The following is a 17,099-nucleotide window of genomic DNA, read 5'->3' as shown; positions in this document are numbered from 1 at the left end:
CGTTAGGCTAGATCAGACGGCTTCGGCGCCGGAGATGATCTCGATCAGCTCCTTGGTGATCTGGGCCTGGCGGGAACGGTTGTACTCGAGGGTGTAGCGCTTGATCATCTCGCCCGCGTTGCGCGTGGCGTTGTCCATCGCGGTCATCTGGCTGGCGTAGAAGCCGGCCATGTTGTCCAGCAGGGCCGAGAGGATCTGGACCGTCAGGTTGCGCGGCAGCAGGGTCTCGAGGATGGCCTCTTCCGAGGGCTCGTACTCGTAGACCGCCGTCGGGCCCGAGGCCGCTTCCGCGCCCTCGACCACGGCCGGGATCAGCTGCAGGCCGGTCGGGATCTGCTGCACCACCGACTTGAATCGGCTGTAGAACAGGGTGACCACGTCGGTCTCGCCCGCCTCGTACTCGCGGGTGATGACGTCGGCGATCGGCTGGGCCACCGACAGCGTCAGCTGGCGGTAGGCCGACAGGTCGAACGTCTCGACGATCCGGCCGGCGTAGGGACGGGCGAGCTGCGCCGTGACCTTCTTGCCGACGCAGATCACGCGGACGTCCTTGCCCTGCTTGATCAGGCCGTCGATGTGGGCGCGCGCGGCGCGGACGATCGACGAGGTGAAGCCGCCCGCTAGGCCGCGGTCGGCGGCGGCGACGACGACCAGGTGGCGGTCATCGCGGCCCGTGCCGGCCAGCAGCTTGGGCGCGCCGTCTCCGGACACGCCGGCGGCGAGGTTGGCGATGACGCTGGCCAGACGCCGGGCGTAGGGACGAGCGGCTTCCGCCGCGTCCTGGCTCCGGCGCAGCTTGGCAGCCGCCACCATCTGCATCGCTTTCGTGATCTTTTGCGTCGCTTTGACGCTCGAGATCCGATTGCGCATTTCCTTCAAGCTGGCCATTCGGCGCTACTCTCTCCGAGCGGTTCCGAGGGGGCTTAGGCGAAGGTCGACGAGAAGCTGTCGAGCGCGCTCTTCAGCGTCGCTTCCAGATCCTTGTCGAGCGCCTTCTTGGTGCGGATGCCTTCCAGCAGGTCGGCGTGCTGGCTGTGCAGGCGGGCCAGGAACTCGCTTTCGAAGCGACGCACCGACGAGGTCGGGATCTTGTCCAGGTAGCCGCGGGTGCCGGCGTAGATCACGCAGACCTGCTCTTCGACCGACTGCGGCGCGTACTGCGGCTGCTTCAGCAGCTCGGTCAGGCGTTCGCCGCGCGCCAGCATCTTCTGGGTCGAGGCGTCCAGGTCCGAGCCGAACTTCGCGAAGGCGGCCATTTCACGGTACTGGGCCAGCTCGCCCTTAATCGGGCCGGCGACCTGCTTCATCGCCTTGATCTGGGCCGACGAGCCGACGCGCGACACCGAGATGCCGACGTTCACGGCCGGACGGATGCCTTGGTAGAACAGGTCGGTTTCCAGGAAGATCTGGCCGTCGGTGATCGAGATCACGTTGGTCGGGATGTAGGCCGACACGTCATTGGCCTGGGTTTCGATGATCGGCAGAGCCGTCAGCGAGCCCGAACCGTTGTCTTCGTTCAGCTTCGCGGCGCGCTCCAGCAGACGGGAGTGCAGGTAGAACACGTCGCCCGGATAGGCTTCGCGGCCCGGCGGGCGGCGCAGCAGCAGCGACATCTGACGGTAGGCGACGGCTTGCTTCGACAGATCGTCATAGATGATCAGGCCGTGCAGGCCGTTGTCGCGGAACCACTCGCCCATGGCGCAGCCGGCGAACGGGGCCAGGTACTGCAGCGGGGCCGGCTCCGAGGCCGAGGCCACGACGACGGTCGTGTATTCCAGGGCGCCGTGCTCTTCGAGCGTCTTGACGATCTGGGCGACGGTCGAGCGCTTCTGGCCGATGGCGACGTAGACGCAGTAGAGCTTGGCGCTCTCGTCCTTGCCGGCGTTCACGGCCTTCTGGTTCAGGATGGTGTCGATGGCGACGGCGGTCTTGCCGGTCTGACGGTCACCGATGATCAGCTCGCGCTGGCCGCGGCCGACCGGGATCAGGGTGTCGATCGACTTCAGGCCGGTCTGCACGGGCTCGTGCACCGACTTGCGCGGAATGATGCCCGGGGCCTTCACGTCGACGCGGCGACGCTCGGTATATTGGATCGGGCCCTTGCCGTCGATCGGCTCGCCCAGCGGGTTGACGACGCGGCCCAGCAGGCCCTTGCCGACCGGCACGTCCACGATCTCGCCCAGACGACGGACTTCGTCGCCTTCCTTGATCTCGGCGTCAGCGCCGAAGATCACGGCGCCGACGTTGTCGCGCTCGAGGTTCAGGGCCATGCCCTTCACGCCGGCCTTCGGGAACTCCAGCATTTCGCCGGCTTGGACGTTGTCCAGGCCGTAGATGCGGGCGATGCCGTCACCGACGGACAGCACCTGGCCGACGTCCGAGACGGCGGCTTCCTCGCCGAAGTTGGCGATCTGCGACTTGAGGATGGCCGAGATTTCGGCGGCGCGGATGTCCATGGTTGTCAGGGCTCTCTGCGATCTAATCTTTTTGGGCGCGCTTATACGCTCAGGCGCGCTTCAGGGCGAATTTCAGGGAATCGAGCTTCGAACGGAGCGAAGCGTCGAACAGACGCGAACCCACGCGCACCTTCAGCCCGCCCAGCAGGGACGGATCGACGCGCGCGGAAACTTCCGGGGTCTTGCCGAGGGCCCGGACCAGGGCGGCCTCGACGCTCTTGAGCTGCAGGGCCGACAGCGGGGCGGCCGAGACGACTTCCGCCGTCACCACGCCGCGGTGCTTGGCCGACAGCTCGACGAAGGCCGAGATGGCGCCCAGAAGGTCGCCCGTGCGGCCGTTCGAGGCCACCAGGCCCAGGAACTTGGTGGTCAGCATGTCGAAGCCGGCCTTCACGGCCACGGCGACCAGGCCCTTGCCCTTGTCCTCGGCGGAAAAGGCCGGGCTTTCGATCAGGCGACGCAGGTCGGCGCTGTCGGCCACCATGGCCTTCAGGCTCTTCAGGTCGGCCTCGACCTTGGTCAGGTTGCCGCTCTCGATCGTCAATTCGAACAGGGACTGCGCGTAACGCTGACCCGCATCCGTCGCCTTGGTTTCGTCCGCCACTTGGTATCCGCCCGGTGCGTTGCAATGGCCGCTGACAAGAAGGTTAGCTCTTATCACGGCTTAAAGGCTTGAGCGCGCTTGAAAAAAGCACATGGACAGCCGACGCTGCCGCGCCGCCCTGTCCGAAGCCGCGCGCCTGATAACACGGGCTTTTCGCAGTCGCAACCAAGCGGGCGCGATCAGTCGCCAGCGCGACGGAATACTGCCGAGGCCGAAGCCGCCAAGCTGCCGTTAGGGCGCCTGAGCTCACCCTGGGCGAAGACGAGGCTGCGCGTCGCCCGTTCGACCCACGCTTTTCGCTCCAGAGCCCCTTCCCCCGGCGTCGACGCAAAGTCGATGGTCAGGGACGTCAGGGACGCGCCGTCGCCGGCGATCTCGCGCAAGGCGGCTTCCAACTGGGCGGAGAGACTGGTGTCCATGGGCTCAACTCAATCCGAGAACCGTAAAGAAAAAGAGGCGGCGGAAAGCTCCGCCGCCCCATGAAGGCGAATGCTCGAGGAAACAGCCAGACGGGCCGGAGAAACGAAACAGCCCAAAGCGTCTGGGTAGGTCAGAAAGAACGCCAGGCGCGTCCTTCTACTTAGCCGAGGCCAGGGCGGCGCCCTTGGCCGAGGCGTTGCAGCGGGTCAGGTCGTCGGCGTCCAGCGAGCGGCTCTCGCCGCCGAAGGCCGAGACGCGACCCACTTCCTTGGCCAGCGCCTTGCAGGCGACGGCGGTGACGGCGCGCGACGGCGCTTGGGCCGAGACGCATTCGGAGCCCTCGCAGACAAAGACCGCGCCGCCGGCGACCACCTTGGTCTTGGCGGGAACGGGCGCGTCCAGGGCGACGGCGATGCGGCCGTCGGCGAAGGCGGAGCCGGCGAACAGGGAGACGGAAACGGCGGCGACGGCCGCCAGGGTGCGGAGCTTCATCTTGAAAGCCCTCCAGCGTTTGGGGAGTTGCGGTCAGATCGTTGATCGGCGGGAGAACGCGTACTGGCCGCTCGGAGCCGGGGGATGATGAGCGCCGGTATCCCCACCGGTGCTTCGGATCCGAACTAAGCATCGCTTAGATAACAGTGATTACAAATAGCGCAAGCGGATTTTCGGTCGCGCCCGGCGTTTTGCGGAAAAGGCCGACTTGGCGCGTCCCCGGCGAGACCCGCGCGGAAACGGCCAAGATCCAGCCGTTCCGTCGGGGCACGATTGGCCGGCGCCTCAACGGGCGTACTCTCCCACCCAACGACAAGAAGGTCTTGGGAGGCTTGGCCATGGACTTCCGACTGCCGCCGGAGCTGACCGCCTATCTGGCGGAGCTGGACGCCTTCATCGAGACGGAGATCGCGCCGCTGCAGGCGCGCGACGACAACCAGCGCTTCTTCGACCATCGCCGCGAGTGGGCCCGCACCGACTGGGACGCCGGCGGCCTGCCGCGCCACGAGTGGGAAGAATTACTGGCCCAGGCGCGCAAGCTGGCCGACCAGGCGGGTCACTATCGCTACGCCCTCCCCAAGGAGTATGGCGGCCAGGGCGGCACGAACCTCGGCATGGCCGTGATCCGCGAGCACCTGGCGTCCAAGGGCCTAGGCCTGTTCAACGATCTGCAGAACGAGCACTCGATCGTCGGCAACAATCCGTTCGTGCTGATGATCCGCGACTTCGGGAGGCCCGATCAGCAGCATCTGATCGAGGACATGCTGGATCGCGGCGCCTTCCGCCCGACCTTTGGTCTTACGGAACCCGACCACGGCTCGGACGCCACCTACATGGAGACCCGCGCCGTGCGCGAGGAGCGCCATGGCGAGGCCGGCTGGCGGATCGACGGCGAGAAGATGTGGACCACGGGCATGCACGTGGCCACCCACTGCTGCCTCTTCGCCCGCACCAGCGGCCAGGACGGCGACGCCCGCGGCGTCACCGCCTTCCTGGTCCCGGCCCACGCGCCCGGCGTGAAGATCGAGGAGTACCTCTGGACCTTCAACATGCCGACCGACCACCCGCGCGTCAGCTTCACCGACGTCTGGGTTCCCGACAGCGCCATGTTCGGTCCCGAGGGCGGCGGCCTGGCCCTCGCCCAGCACTTCGTGCACGAGAACCGCATCCGCCAGGCGGCCTCCAGCCTGGGCGCGGCGACCTACTGCATCGAAGAGAGCATCAAGTACGCCCGCGCCCGCAAACCCTTCGGCAAGGCGCTGGCCGAAAACCAGGCCATCCAGTTTCCGATCGTCGAGCTCTCCACCCAGGCCGAGATGCTGCGCCTCCTGATCCGCAAGACCGCCTGGGAGATGGACCAGATGTCCAAGCCCGAGGTCGAAAAGCGGCTCTCGGACAAGGTCTCGATGTGTAACTACTGGGCCAACCGCCTGTGCTGCGAGGCGGCCGACCGGGCGATGCAGATCCATGGCGGCATCGGCTATTCGCGGCACAAGGCCTTCGAGCACATCTATCGCCACCACCGCCGCTACCGGATCACCGAGGGCGCCGAGGAGATCCAGATGCGCAAGGTCGCGGCCTGGCTGTTCGGCTACATCGGGCCGCGTCGAGAGACCTTCTCCCAGATGGACAAGGTTTAATTCCCCGCCTCCTGACGTCGATCAAACCACGCGCTATCTAACAGGGGTACGCGAACGGCCATGTTCGCGTGTCGTATTCGCGCGTTAGGCTTCCTATCGATCGTCCGCCGCCGCGCGGACCGCTGGAGGATTGAATGAACCGTCTCGTCCGTAACACCGCGCGCGTGGCGCTGATCGTCGCTGTCCCGGCCACGCTGGCCGGGTGCGGGATCAACACCATTCCCACCCAGGACGAAGCGACCAAGGCCGCCTGGGCCGAGGTCCAGAACCAGTACCAGCGCCGCGCCGACCTGGTGCCGAACCTGGTCGCCACGGTGAAGGGCTACGCCGCCCAGGAAAAGGACGTGCTGACCGCCGTCACCCAGGCGCGGGCCAGCGCCACCCAGGTCAAGGTCGACGCCTCGACCATCACCGACCCCGTCCAGTTCCAGAAGTTCGCCGCCGCCCAGGACCAGCTGTCCGGCGTTCTGGGCCGCCTGATGGTGATCCAGGAGCAGTATCCGGACCTGAAGTCGAACCAGAATTTCATGGCCCTGCAGAGCCAGCTGGAAGGCACCGAAAACCGCATCGCCATCGCGCGCCGCGACTACAACCAGGCCGCCCAGACCTACAACACGACGCTGCGGACCTTCCCGAGCGTGTTCTGGGCCAAGACGCTGTACAGCAGCCAGAAGCCGGCCCAGCTGTTCCAGGCCACCGCCTCGGCCCAGAGCGCGCCGACCGTGGACTTCTCCAGCCCGCCGACGGCCGCGCCGCCGAAGGTGCAGTAAGGTCGTGAACCGCACCGCTCTCATCCTCCCCCGTGCGGCGGAGGCGGTGACGCGGCGCCGGCGGCGTCGCGGCGAACAAGGCGTTTGGCGCGTGAGGACCTGGACGCTCGCCCTCGTCGCGGTGCTGTTCGCCCTGCCCGCCCTCGCCGCCCCGACCTTCCCGCCGCTGACGGGCCGGGTGGTCGACGAGGCCCAGGTGCTGTCGCCCGACACCGAGCGCGACCTCACCGAAAAGCTGGAAAACCTCGAGGCGACCACCGGCCGCCAGCTGGTCGTCGCCACGGTCCCCAGCCTGCAGGGCTATCCGATCGAGGACTACGGCTATCAGTTGGGCCGCACCTGGGGCATCGGCCAGAAGGGCGAAAACAACGGGGTCATCCTGCTGGTCGCGCCCAACGAGCGGAAGGTGCGGATCGAAGTTGGTTATGGACTGGAGCCCGTGCTGACCGACGCTCTCTCCAGTGTCATCATTCAAAGCGCGATCCTGCCCAAGTTCCGCGACGGCGATCTGTCGGCCGGTGTCGTGGCCGGGACCGACGCCCTGGTCGAGCAGCTCAGCCTGCCCGCCGACCAGGCCAAGGCTCGCGTCGCCGAGGCCAGCCAGCCGGAGCGCCACAAGGCCCAAGGCTCGCCGATCGCGGCGATCTTCGTCATCCTGTTCCTGATCTTCGTGTTCTCCAGCCTGTTCCGAGGCGGACGGCGGCGCGGCGGGCTGGGCTCGGCCCTGCCGTGGATCATCCTCAGCGCCCTTAGCGACAGCCGTCGCGGCGGCGGAGGCGGCTGGGGCGGTGGAAGCGGCTGGGGCGGCGGAGGCGGCGGGGGCGGCTTCTCCGGCGGCGGCGGATCGTTCGGCGGCGGCGGCAGTTCGGGGAGCTGGTGAGATGCCTACCACCATGACGCCCGAGGACCTCGACCGCATCGCCCAGGCCGTGGCCGAGGCCGAGAAGACCACCGCCGGCGAGATCATCTGCATCCTGACGCCGGAGGTCTCCGACTATCGCGAGACCCCGCTGGTCTGGGCGGCGGCGACGGCGCTGGTCCTGCCGGCCGCCGCGTTGTTCGCCGGCTTCAGGCCCGAGATGCTGACCCGCCTGTTCGGCGGCTGGAGCGTCGGTCACGCCGCGGCGATGGATGGGGCGATCCTGTCGGCGCTGTCGACCTATATCGCCCTTCAGGCCGTCGTGTTCGTGCTGGCGGCGCTGGTCGTCTCGATCCCGTCCGTGCGCCGCGCCCTGACGCCCGGCGCGCTGAAGGCCGCCCGGGTCAAGAAGGCGGCCATGGAGCAGTTCCTCAGCCGTGGCCTGCACGTCACCCGCGACCGCACCGGCGTCCTGATCTTCGCCGCCCTGGCCGAGCATCGCGTCGAGGTCATCGCCGACGAGGGCATCTACGCCGCCGCGCCGAACGCGGTGTGGGACGAGGTCGTGGCCGACCTGGTCGCCGGCCTGAAGCGTGACGCGATCGCCGACGGCTTCGTGGCCGCCGTGCGCCGCGCCGGCGCCATCCTGGCCGAACACGTGCCGCCGCGACCGGACAACCGCAACGAAATCGCCAACGACCTGACGATCCTGCCGAAGCGGTAAGGCCCCCAGCCGGAGCTCTGCCGAAACAAAAGTCCCGCGAGATCAGCGGCTTGCAGGCCGCGCAAAGACGCGCTCGATGCCGTCGGCCGAAAAGCCGGGCGCGCTTCCCTTTACGCACGCGTGACCTTTCGCGCCGCCGAAAGCCGGTCTAGGGTGGCGGCAATTCAAACTAATGTTTTAACGGGGAGAGCGCCTTATGCGCGAAGCGGTCATCGTCTCTTACGCCCGCACGGGCCTGGCCAAGTCCAACCGCGGCGGCTTCAACAACACCCACGGCGCGGCCATGGCCGGCCACGCGATCCAGCACGCGGTCCAGCGCGCCAAGCTCGACGGACCCGAGGTCGAGGACGTGGTCCTGGGCTGCGGCGGTCCCGAAGGCGCCACCGGCATGAACGTCGCGCGCAACGCGGCGATGTGGGCCGGCCTGCCGGTCACCACCTCGGGCCAGACCGTCAACCGCTTCTGCTCTTCGGGTCTGCAGGCGATCGCCACGGCCGCCAACTATGTCCGCAACGACGGCGCCGAGGTCGCGATCGGCGGCGGGGTGGAGTCGATCTCCCTGGTGCAGGGCGGCGGTCATATGAACCGCTTCCACATCACCGAAGAGAAGCTGATGCAGACCCATCCGGCCCTCTGGATGGCGATGATCGACACGGCCGATATCGTGGCCAAGCGCTACAACATCAGCCGCGAGTACCAGGACGAATATTCGCTGCGCAGCCAGCAGCGCATCGCCGCCGCCCAGGCCGCCGGCCTGTTCGCCGACGAGATCGTGCCGATGAACACCAAGATGAAGGTGGTCAACAAGGAGACCAAGGAAGAGAGCCTGGTCGACTACGTGGTCAGCAAGGACGAGTGCAACCGTCCCGAGACCACGCTGGAGGGCCTCGCCAAGCTGGAGCCGGTCAAGGGTCCGGGCAATTTCGTCACCGCCGGCAACGCCAGCCAGCTGTCGGACGGCGCCGCCGCCGTCGTGGTGATGGAGGCCAAGGAAGCCGCTCGCCGTGGCCTTGAGCCGCTCGGCGCTTTCCGGGGCTTCGCGATCGCCGGCTGCGAGCCCGACGAGATGGGTATCGGCCCGGTCTTCGCCGTGCCGCGCCTGCTGGAGCGCCACGGCCTGAAGGTCGACGACATCGACCTGTGGGAGCTGAACGAGGCCTTCGCCAGCCAGTGCCTCTACAGCCGCGACCGCCTGGGCATCGATCCGGAGAAGTACAACGTCAACGGCGGCTCGATCGCCATCGGCCACCCGTTCGGCATGACCGGCGCCCGCTGCGCCGGCCACCTGCTGCTGGAAGGCAGGCGCCGCAAGGCCAAGCTGGGCGTGGTCACCATGTGCATCGGCGGGGGGATGGGGGCCGCCGGCCTGTTCGAGATCTTCTGATTTCGACAGCGACGGATCACCGAGCGCATCCTCAAATGAGACCTGGGATCGCCCCCGGCGGTCCCAGTTCGGCGCGGCGAACGATCGAAAATCTTTCGATTTGGACGGGCGCGCGCCAGCGCGATCCAAGGGCCGGGAACCGAGACGGTGGTTTCCGGCCTTTGTTGTTCTTGGTTCAACAACAAGGATCCGACCGCCATGGCCGCCAAGGCCTTCTTCGCCATCACCATGTTGCTCGCCGCCGCCCTGGGCCTGGCGCTGCCGACCCCGGGCGCCAGCCACGAACCGCAAGTCACGCGCTCGGCTTTCCAGACCATCCCGGTCAACTGAGCGCCCAAGAAAAAAGGCTCCCCGGTCGCCCGGAGAGCCCAAGATCCTGATGCGCTGAGGCTTAGAACTCTTCCCAGTCCTCGGCCACGGCCACGGCGGCCGAACCGGAGCTGCGCCCCGGACGCGCCGAACGCGACGGGCGCGGCGCGGCGGGCGCCGCCGGCGCCGAGACCGGCGCTCTGGGGGCGGACGCCGCGGGCGTAGAGGTCGCCGCGGGAGCGCCTTGGGCGACGCGGAAGCGGGCGACCATCTCGCTCAGCGAGCGCGCTTCGCCCTTCAGCGAGTGGGTGGCGGCCGTGGCTTCCTCGACCATGGCGGCGTTCTGCTGAACGACCTGGTCCATCTGGTTCACGGCGGTGTTGACTTCGTTCAGACCGGTCGCCTGCTCGGCGGCGGAGGCGGCGATCTCGGTGACCAGGGCGTCGATCGTGGCGACCTGATCGACGATGCGCTGCAGCGCCTCGCCCGTCTGGCCGACCAGGTTCACGCCGGCCTCGACCTGATTGGTGGAGGTCGAGATCAGCGCCTTGATCTCCTTGGCCGCTTCGGCCGAGCGCTGGGCCAGGGCCCGGACTTCCTGGGCCACGACGGCGAAGCCCTTGCCCGCCTCACCCGCCCGGGCGGCTTCGACGCCGGCGTTCAGGGCCAGCAGGTTGGTCTGGAAGGCGATCTCGTCGATCACGCCGATGATCTGGCTGATCTGGCCCGACGAGGTCTCGATCTCGGTCATGGCCGAGACCGCCTGGCTGACGATCGAGCCCGACCGCTCGGCGTCGGTGCGCGCGGTGGCGACCACTTGCGAGGCCTCCTTGGCGCCCGAGGCGGTCTTGCGCACCGTGGCCGTGATCTCGTCCAGGGCCGCGGCGGTCTCTTCCAGGCTGGCGGCCTGCTGCTCGGTGCGACGCGACAGGTTGTCCGAGGCGTCGGCGATCTCGTCGGCGCCGCTGTTGACGCCGCCGGTGGCGCGGGCGATCGCCTTGATCGCCTCCTGCATGCGGTCGGCGGCGGCGTTGAAGTTGGTCTTCAGGCTTTCGGTCTTCGGCGCGAAGGGCACGACGATCCGGTGGGTCAGGTCGCCCGAGGCCATGTGGTCCAGGGCCTCGTTCAGGGCGGTGATCGCGGCGTTGTCCTCGCGGGCCACCGCGGCCTTCTCGGCCTCGTTGGCCGAGCGCTCGCTGTCGGCGGCCTGGCGCTCCTCGGCGGCGGCCTGCTCGATGCGGATCTTCTCGATCGCGGCGTCCTTGAAGTAGGCGACCGCGCCGGCCATGTCGCCGATCTCGTCCTTGCGGCCCATGGCCGGAACCTCGACGCTGTTGTCGCCAGCCGCCAGGCGGCGCATGGCGTTGGTCATGGCCGCCACGGGACGGGCGATGGCGCCGGTCAGCAGCAGGCCGCCCGCGATGGCGATGCCGGCGGTGATGGCGATGCCGATGGCCAGGACCAGGGTCGATTGCAGCGAGGCCTTCTGTTGCGCGGCCGCTTCGGTGGCCAGCACTTCCTCAGCGTGCTTGGTGATCGCCTCGATGGCGTCCTCGACCGGGCCGACGGCCTGGTCGGCGACGCCGTCGTGCTTGACCAAGTCGATCGCCTGGGCGCGGGTCGCCGGATCGGCGCCCAGCTGCTCACCCGGCTCGATGGCCAGCTTGCGATAGTTGGCGTAGGCGGCCTCGACGGCGGTGATGCGCCCCAGGTCCTCGGTGTCGCCGTCGGCCAAGGTCTTCAGCGAGTCCAGCGCCTTCAGGAACTTCGGCTTGTGAGCCTCTTCCAGGCGCTTGACGTAGTAGGGGTCGGCCGAGAGCAGGAATCCGCGCAGCGAGTTTTCCTGGCGGGTCAGGCGGAACGCCGCCGTGTCGGCCGCGCGCAGCATCTCATAGGCTCGCTCGGTGCGCTCGACCGAATGCCCCAGATTGACCTTGTTGACGTATAGGGCGACGCCCATCGCCATGATCGTGGCCAGCATGACGGCGAACACGGCCATCAACTTCTGTGGGATCTTCAGGTTGCCGAAAGACACCGCGCGAACTCCTCGTCCATAGAACGACGACCGCTCTGGCTGCAAAGGCACCCGATTGCACCAATGCCTAGAAATCGATCGTAGAGCTCAAAAATCGCGCAGGTACGGTTGCATAGGCATTAACCCTGACCGTGGCGGAATGTCGCAGCGAGAATCTTCCTGACTCCTATGTTGGCGTAAAAACACTATTTTTGCGTTAGTGCGCCTCGTCCCAGTTGAGCGCGGCGCGAACCTCGACGGTCAGGGGCACGGAGAGCGCCACCGCCGGTTCTGCCGCTTTTTCCATCACGCGGGCGATGACCTTACGCGCGGCTTCAGCCTCGGCCTCGGGAGCCTCGAACACCAGTTCGTCGTGCACCTGCAGCAGCATGCGTGCCGAGAGCCCCGCATCCGTCAGCGCCGCCGGCATGCGGATCATCGCCCGGCGCATGACGTCGGCCGCGGCGCCCTGGATCGGGGCGTTGATCGCGGCGCGCTCGGCGAACTGCCGTTGGCCGACCGACTTGGCCTGGATCTCGGGGATGTTGATCTTCCGGCCGAAGATGGTCGTGACGTAGCCGTGCTCGCGCACGAAGGCCTTGGTCGCGTCCATATAGGCCTGGATGCCGGGGAAGCGTTCGAAATAGGTCTTGATGTAGGCCCCCGCCTCCCCCTGCGGGATGCCCAGCTGGTTGGCGAGGCCAAAGGCGCTGATGCCGTAGACGATGCCGAAGTTGATGGCCTTGGCCCGGCGGCGGATCATCGGGTCCATGCCCTCGATCGGCGTGTCGAACATCTCCGAGGCCGTCATGGCGTGGATGTCGAGGCCTTCCTGGAAGGCCTTCTTCAGCTGCGGGATGTCGCCGATATGGGCCAGCAGGCGAAGCTCGATCTGGCTGTAGTCGGCGCTGATCAGCACCTTGCCCGGCTCGGCGATGAAGGCCTTGCGGATCTTGCGGCCTTCCTCGGTGCGGACCGGGATGTTCTGCAGGTTCGGATCCGACGACGACAGCCGCCCCGTGGTGGTGGCGGCCAGGGCGTAGGAGGTATGCACCCGGCCCGTCCGCTCGGCGATCGCGGCGACCAGGTTCTCGGTATAGGTGCCCTTCAGCTTCGACAGCTGGCGCCAGTCGAGCAGCACGCGCGGCAGTTCATGTTCGAGCGCCAGGCTCTCCAGCACGTCGCTGTCGGTGGACCACTGGCCGGTGGCGGTCTTCTTGCCGCCCTTCATGTTCATCTCGCCAAACAGCACGTCGCCGATCTGCTTGGGGCTGCCCAGGTTGAACGGCCGGCCGACCAGTTCGGTGGCGCGCGCCTCGAACTCGGCCATGCGGAGGGAAAACTCGTTGGAGAGACGGCGCAGGGCTTCGGGATCGACCTTGATCCCGTCGTTCTCCATCGCCGCCAGCACCGCGGGCATCGGCCGCTCCAGGGTCTCATAGACCGTCAGCAGCCCCTCGCGCGCCAGGCGCGGCTTGAGCGTCTCGTAGAGGCGCAGGGTGACGTCGGCGTCCTCGGCGGCGTAGGCCGTGGCTTCAGACAAGGCCACGTGCTTGAAGCTGATCTGCGCCTTGCCGGTCCCGGCCACCTGCTTGAACGGGATCGGCTTGTGGCCCAGCCACAGCTCCGACAGCTCGTCCATGCCATGGCCGTGCAGGCCGGCCTCCAGCACGTAGCTGATCAGCATGGTGTCCTCGATCGGGGACACCTGGATCCCGTGACGGGCCAGGACGGCGATGTCGTACTTGGCGTTCTGGGCCACCTTCAGCACCGCCGGATCCTCCAGCAGCGGCTTCAGCGTCGCGATCACCTGCTCCAGCGGGATCTGTACGAGGTCGGCGGCGGCCTCCAGGGCCAGGCCTTCCTTCTCGCAGTGGCCGACGGGGATGTAGCAGGCCTCGCCCGGCGCGATGGCCAGGGAGACGCCGCACAGGCCGGCGGTGGCCGAGGACAGGGCGTCGGTCTCGGTGTCGAAGGCCACCACGCCCTTCGCGCTGGCTTTCTCGACCCAGGCCTTCAGGGTGTCGAGATCGCGGACGCAGGCATAGGCGGCGTGATCGATCGTGACCGGCTCGGCCACCGGCTGGGCGGCGGCGCGGGCGGCCGCGCCCATGTAGGAGACGGTCGAGACCGGCGCCTTGGGCTGGCTGGGCGGACGATCGAGCGTGCCCGGCGAGGCGGCGGCCGAGCCGTCGCCGACGCGGCGGGCCAAGGTGCGGAACTCCATCTGGTCCAGGAAGGCGGCCAGCACGTCCTTGTCCGGCTCGCGCACCTTCAGGTCGTCCAGCGGCTCGGGCAGCGGCGTGTCGCAGTCCAGCTTCACCAAAGCTCGCGACAGGCGGATCTGGTCGGCGAAGTTGATCAGCGTCTCGCGACGCTTGGGCTGCTTGATCTCGCCCGCGCGCGCCAGCAGCGTGTCGAGGTCGCCGAACTCGGTGATCAGCTGGGCGGCGGTCTTGATGCCGATGCCCGGCGCGCCGGGGACGTTGTCGACGCTGTCGCCGCACAGGGCCTGCACGTCCACGACCTGCTCGGGATAGACGCCGAACTTCTCGAACACCTGCTCGCGCTCGATGCGGACGTTCTTCATCGGGTCGAACATCGAGACGCCGTCGCCGACCAGCTGCATCAGATCCTTGTCCGACGAGACGATCACCGCCTCGCCGCCGACCTCGCGAGCCTTGCAGGCGTAGGCCGCGATCAGGTCGTCGGCCTCGTAGCCCGGCAGCTCGATCGCCGGCACGCCGAACGCCCGGGTCGCCTCGCGCACCAGCGGGAACTGCGGGATCAGGTCCTCGGGCGGCGGCGGACGGTGGGCTTTGTACTGATCGTACAGGGTGTTGCGGAACGTCTTTTCCGAGTGGTCCCAGATCACGGCCAGGTGCGTGGGCGTGTCGCCCTGCATGTCGCGCAGCAGTTTCCACAGCATGTTGCAGAAGCCCTGCACCGCGCCCACCGGCAGGCCGTCGCTCTTCCGCGTCAGGGGCGGCAGGGCGTGATAGGCCCGGAACAGATAGGCCGAGCCATCGACCAGGAACAGCCGGAGCGCGGGGCCGTCCTGGGTCATGTGCGTGGCGGGCGAGGATTCGGAGACGACGTCGGTCATGGCGCGAACATAGGGGGACCGGCGGGCGGCGGAAACCCTCTGGCGGCGCGCGATCAGTCGGCGTATATCAACCCTTGGTCGCATCGATCATCAGGATCGCTCCATTGCTGTCGCATTTTCTTCTGCTTGTCTCTCTGCCCCTTCTTTCTATCAGCGGCTCTCCGGCCTTTGCGGCTGAGGAAGGGAAGCTGCCCGGTCGCCCGGAATGGATGGTGACGCCGGACGCCGAGGCGCTGGCCTCCGTCTATCCCGCCAAGGCGCTAAAGGCGGGCAAGGCTGGACGAGCGAAGATCGCTTGCGACGTGACCGCCGAGGGCTTCCTGCAAGGCTGCAAGGTAGAGAGCGAGTCGCCCGAGGGGCTTGGTTTCGGCGCGGCGGCCCTACAGCTCGCGCCAAACTTCCGCATGAAGCCGGCCATGCTCGACGGCAAGGCGGTCCCAGGGGGAACGATCACGATCCCTATCATCTGGCAAGGCGCGCCCAACATGGCGCGCGGTGCCGACACCGTCATCCTGGATCCGCCGTGGGCGCACGCTCCGACCTTGGCTGCGATCAAGGCGGCCTGGCCAAAAAATGCAACGGCGGGCGGGGCTGGCCAAGTCGCCCTGCGCTGCAAACTCGACGGCCAGGGCCGACTGCGCGCCTGTGAAACGCTGTCCGAGATTCCGAAGGGCCAAGGCTTTGGCCAGGCCGCAAAGACCCTCGCTCCCCAGTTCCAGGCCTCAATCGATCCGGAGGAGCCGAAAAGCGCTCGCTATCAAGTCGATGTGCCGTTCCGCTTCCGCGATCCGTCGGCGCCGGACGGCCGCACACTGACCAATCCCCGCTGGGTGGCGACCCTCACAGCCGAAGGCATGGCGGCGATCTATCCGGAGGCGGCGCTGAAGGCCAAGGTGATGGCGGGCCAAGGCGCGGCGACCTGCGTCGTCACCGCCGAAGGGCGGCTGGCCAATTGCCAGGCCGAGCGCGAGAGCCCGGCGGGCCTCGATTTCGGCGCGGCCGCCGTCAAGGCGGCGTCGGCGATGCGGATGAACCCCTGGACCAAGGAAGGCGATACGCTGGAGGGCCTAAAGGTCACTGTGCCATTCCAGTTCAGCTTCGACGACACGCCCGCCGAACCGGCCAAGCCGGCGCAGGGCGGCCAGCCCTGAGGCCCGGGCAGCCGGCCTGAGCCTGCGGCCAGCTTTCCTCGCCTTGCGAAAAGGGGGCGTGAGGCGTAACGGAACGCGGCTCCGCGATCTGTGGCGGACCAGAGTTTTCAGGAGAGCGCGATGGGTTACCGGGTCGCCGTGGTCGGCGCGACGGGCAATGTGGGCCGCGAGATGTTCAACATCCTCGAGGAAGTCAAATTCCCCGTGGACAAGATGCACGCCATCGCCAGCCGCAAATCCATCGGCGTCGAGGTCTCGTTCGGCAACCAGATCCTGCACTGCGAGGACCTGGAGCAGTTCGACTTCTCGACCGTCGACCTCGTGCTGATGAGCGCGGGCGGCTCGATCTCGGCCGCCTGGGGCGAGAAGATCGGCGCGGCCGGTCCGATCGTCATCGACAACTCCAGCCACTTCCGGATGGACCCGGACGTGCCGCTGGTGGTGCCGGAGGTGAATCCGAACGCCGTCGACAGGCTGCCCAAGAACATCATCGCCAACCCCAACTGCTCGACGGCGCAGCTGGTCGTGGTGCTGGCCCCGCTGCACGCCGAAGCCAAGATCAAGCGCGTGGTCGTCTCGACCTACCAGTCGGTCTCGGGCGCGGGCAAGGAAGGCATGGACGAGCTTTGGGACCAGACCAAGGGCGTCTTCGTCCTGGGCGCCCCGCCGCCCAGGAAGTTCACCAAGCAGATCGCCTTCAACGTCATCCCGCACATCGATGTGTTCATGGAGGACGGCTACACGAAGGAAGAGTGGAAGATGATGGCGGAGACCAAGAAGATCTTGGATCCGGCGATCAAGCTGACCGCCACCGCCGTGCGCGTGCCCGTGATGGTCGGCCACGCCGAGTCGGTGAACATCGAGTTCGAAACGCCGCTGGACGAGGACGACGTGCGCGAGATCCTGCGCGACGCCGATGGCGTGGCCGTGGTCGATAAGCGCGAGGACGGCGGCTACATGACGCCGAAGGAAAGCGCCGGCGAGTTCCCGGTCTATGTCTCGCGGATCCGCACCGACCCGACCGTCGAAAACGGCATCGCCCTGTGGTGCGTGGCCGACAACCTGCGCAAGGGCGCGGCCCTTAACGCCGTGCAGATCGCCCAGCTGCTGCACGACAAGGGCCTGATCAAGCAGAAGACCCCCGCCTAAGATCCCGATCCGCAACAAGCG

15 protein-coding genes are annotated in these 17,099 nt (G+C 67.6%); 8 read left to right on the top strand and 7 right to left on the bottom strand.

The window, feature by feature from the left end; genetic code table 11:
* Nucleotides 1-12 precede the first annotated feature (12 nt).
* The 5 genes from DI526_RS16575 to DI526_RS16555 all read right to left on the bottom strand — a co-directional run bounded on the left by DI526_RS16575 (nt 13) and on the right by DI526_RS16555 (nt 3,972).
* Nucleotides 13-888, bottom strand: a complete 876-nt coding sequence (locus tag DI526_RS16575; RefSeq protein ID WP_304280333.1) for a F0F1 ATP synthase subunit gamma — start codon at nt 886-888, stop codon at nt 13-15.
* A 35-nt stretch (nt 889-923) separates the two neighbouring features.
* The gene (atpA, locus tag DI526_RS16570; protein WP_304280331.1) at nt 924-2,456 is read right to left on the bottom strand and encodes a F0F1 ATP synthase subunit alpha; all 1,533 of its coding nucleotides are present in this window, start codon (nt 2,454-2,456) and stop codon (nt 924-926) included.
* 49 nt (nt 2,457-2,505) lie between these two features.
* Complete coding sequence (locus DI526_RS16565; RefSeq protein ID WP_304280328.1) at nt 2,506-3,060, bottom strand: F0F1 ATP synthase subunit delta; 555 nt, start codon at nt 3,058-3,060, stop codon at nt 2,506-2,508.
* Between the two features lie 179 nt (nt 3,061-3,239).
* A complete protein-coding gene (locus tag DI526_RS16560) occupies nt 3,240-3,479 on the bottom strand; it encodes an acyl-CoA thioesterase domain-containing protein (RefSeq protein WP_304280327.1) in 240 nt (79 codons plus the stop codon).
* Nucleotides 3,480-3,636: 157 nt separating this feature from the next.
* Nucleotides 3,637-3,972 carry a hypothetical protein gene (locus tag DI526_RS16555; RefSeq protein WP_304280326.1) on the bottom strand — a complete coding sequence of 112 codons (336 nt, stop codon included), beginning with the start codon at nt 3,970-3,972 and terminating at the stop codon, nt 3,637-3,639.
* A 332-nt stretch (nt 3,973-4,304) separates the two neighbouring features.
* On the opposite strand from DI526_RS16555, the gene DI526_RS16550 reads away from it, so the two are divergent.
* The 6 genes from DI526_RS16550 (at nt 4,305) to DI526_RS16525 (ending at nt 9,679) form a co-directional block, all read left to right on the top strand.
* Nucleotides 4,305-5,612: an acyl-CoA dehydrogenase family protein gene (locus DI526_RS16550; protein WP_304280324.1), complete on the top strand. Its 1,308-nt coding sequence runs from the start codon at nt 4,305-4,307 to the stop codon at nt 5,610-5,612.
* Nucleotides 5,613-5,746: 134 nt separating this feature from the next.
* The gene (locus DI526_RS16545) at nt 5,747-6,382 is read left to right on the top strand and encodes a LemA family protein (protein ID WP_304280323.1); all 636 of its coding nucleotides are present in this window, start codon (nt 5,747-5,749) and stop codon (nt 6,380-6,382) included.
* Between the two features lie 22 nt (nt 6,383-6,404).
* Nucleotides 6,405-7,262 (top strand): YgcG family protein, encoded by an 858-nt coding sequence (locus tag DI526_RS16540; protein ID WP_304280369.1) that lies wholly within the window; start codon nt 6,405-6,407, stop codon nt 7,260-7,262.
* A gap of 1 nt (nt 7,263) precedes the next feature.
* Nucleotides 7,264-7,965: a TPM domain-containing protein gene (locus DI526_RS16535; RefSeq protein WP_304280321.1), complete on the top strand. Its 702-nt coding sequence runs from the start codon at nt 7,264-7,266 to the stop codon at nt 7,963-7,965.
* A 196-nt stretch (nt 7,966-8,161) separates the two neighbouring features.
* Nucleotides 8,162-9,349 carry an acetyl-CoA C-acyltransferase gene (locus DI526_RS16530; protein ID WP_304280318.1) on the top strand — a complete coding sequence of 396 codons (1,188 nt, stop codon included), beginning with the start codon at nt 8,162-8,164 and terminating at the stop codon, nt 9,347-9,349.
* Between the two features lie 198 nt (nt 9,350-9,547).
* Nucleotides 9,548-9,679 carry a hypothetical protein gene (locus tag DI526_RS16525; RefSeq protein WP_304280316.1) on the top strand — a complete coding sequence of 44 codons (132 nt, stop codon included), beginning with the start codon at nt 9,548-9,550 and terminating at the stop codon, nt 9,677-9,679.
* Nucleotides 9,680-9,740: 61 nt separating this feature from the next.
* Here the strand turns inward: DI526_RS16525 and DI526_RS16520 are convergent, their stop codons facing one another.
* Together DI526_RS16520 and polA are read right to left on the bottom strand one after the other, a co-directional pair.
* The gene (locus DI526_RS16520; protein ID WP_304280314.1) at nt 9,741-11,693 is read right to left on the bottom strand and encodes a methyl-accepting chemotaxis protein; all 1,953 of its coding nucleotides are present in this window, start codon (nt 11,691-11,693) and stop codon (nt 9,741-9,743) included.
* 196 nt (nt 11,694-11,889) lie between these two features.
* Nucleotides 11,890-14,778: a DNA polymerase I gene (gene polA / locus DI526_RS16515; protein WP_304280311.1), complete on the bottom strand. Its 2,889-nt coding sequence runs from the start codon at nt 14,776-14,778 to the stop codon at nt 11,890-11,892.
* Nucleotides 14,779-14,990: 212 nt separating this feature from the next.
* Between polA and DI526_RS16510 the strand changes: the two genes are divergently transcribed.
* On the top strand, nt 14,991-15,929 hold the full coding sequence (locus DI526_RS16510; protein WP_304280307.1) for an energy transducer TonB: 939 nt from the start codon (nt 14,991-14,993) through the stop codon (nt 15,927-15,929).
* Nucleotides 15,930-16,049: 120 nt separating this feature from the next.
* A complete protein-coding gene (locus DI526_RS16505; protein WP_304280304.1) occupies nt 16,050-17,078 on the top strand; it encodes an aspartate-semialdehyde dehydrogenase in 1,029 nt (342 codons plus the stop codon).
* The last annotated feature ends 21 nt before the right edge of the window (nt 17,079-17,099 follow it).

Origin of the sequence: Caulobacter segnis (assembly GCF_003243465.1) — a bacterium.
In the GTDB taxonomy this organism is placed as follows: domain Bacteria; phylum Pseudomonadota; class Alphaproteobacteria; order Caulobacterales; family Caulobacteraceae; genus Caulobacter; species Caulobacter segnis_A.
Note: the sequence above shows the minus strand (reverse complement) of the source record. Positions and strands in the feature narration are given on the sequence as shown.

Coding starts and splice junctions, on each gene's coding strand:
- DI526_RS16530 (WP_304280318.1), top strand. CDS start 8,162: ATGCGCGAAGCGGTCATCGTCTCTTACGCCCGCACGGGCCTGGCCAAG.
- DI526_RS16560 (WP_304280327.1), bottom strand. CDS start 3,479: ATGGACACCAGTCTCTCCGCCCAGTTGGAAGCCGCCTTGCGCGAGATC.
- DI526_RS16555 (WP_304280326.1), bottom strand. CDS start 3,972: ATGAAGCTCCGCACCCTGGCGGCCGTCGCCGCCGTTTCCGTCTCCCTG.
- polA (WP_304280311.1), bottom strand. CDS start 14,778: ATGACCGACGTCGTCTCCGAATCCTCGCCCGCCACGCACATGACCCAG.
- DI526_RS16575 (WP_304280333.1), bottom strand. CDS start 888: ATGGCCAGCTTGAAGGAAATGCGCAATCGGATCTCGAGCGTCAAAGCG.
- DI526_RS16505 (WP_304280304.1), top strand. CDS start 16,050: ATGGGTTACCGGGTCGCCGTGGTCGGCGCGACGGGCAATGTGGGCCGC.
- atpA (WP_304280331.1), bottom strand. CDS start 2,456: ATGGACATCCGCGCCGCCGAAATCTCGGCCATCCTCAAGTCGCAGATC.
- DI526_RS16545 (WP_304280323.1), top strand. CDS start 5,747: ATGAACCGTCTCGTCCGTAACACCGCGCGCGTGGCGCTGATCGTCGCT.
- DI526_RS16525 (WP_304280316.1), top strand. CDS start 9,548: ATGGCCGCCAAGGCCTTCTTCGCCATCACCATGTTGCTCGCCGCCGCC.
- DI526_RS16535 (WP_304280321.1), top strand. CDS start 7,264: ATGCCTACCACCATGACGCCCGAGGACCTCGACCGCATCGCCCAGGCC.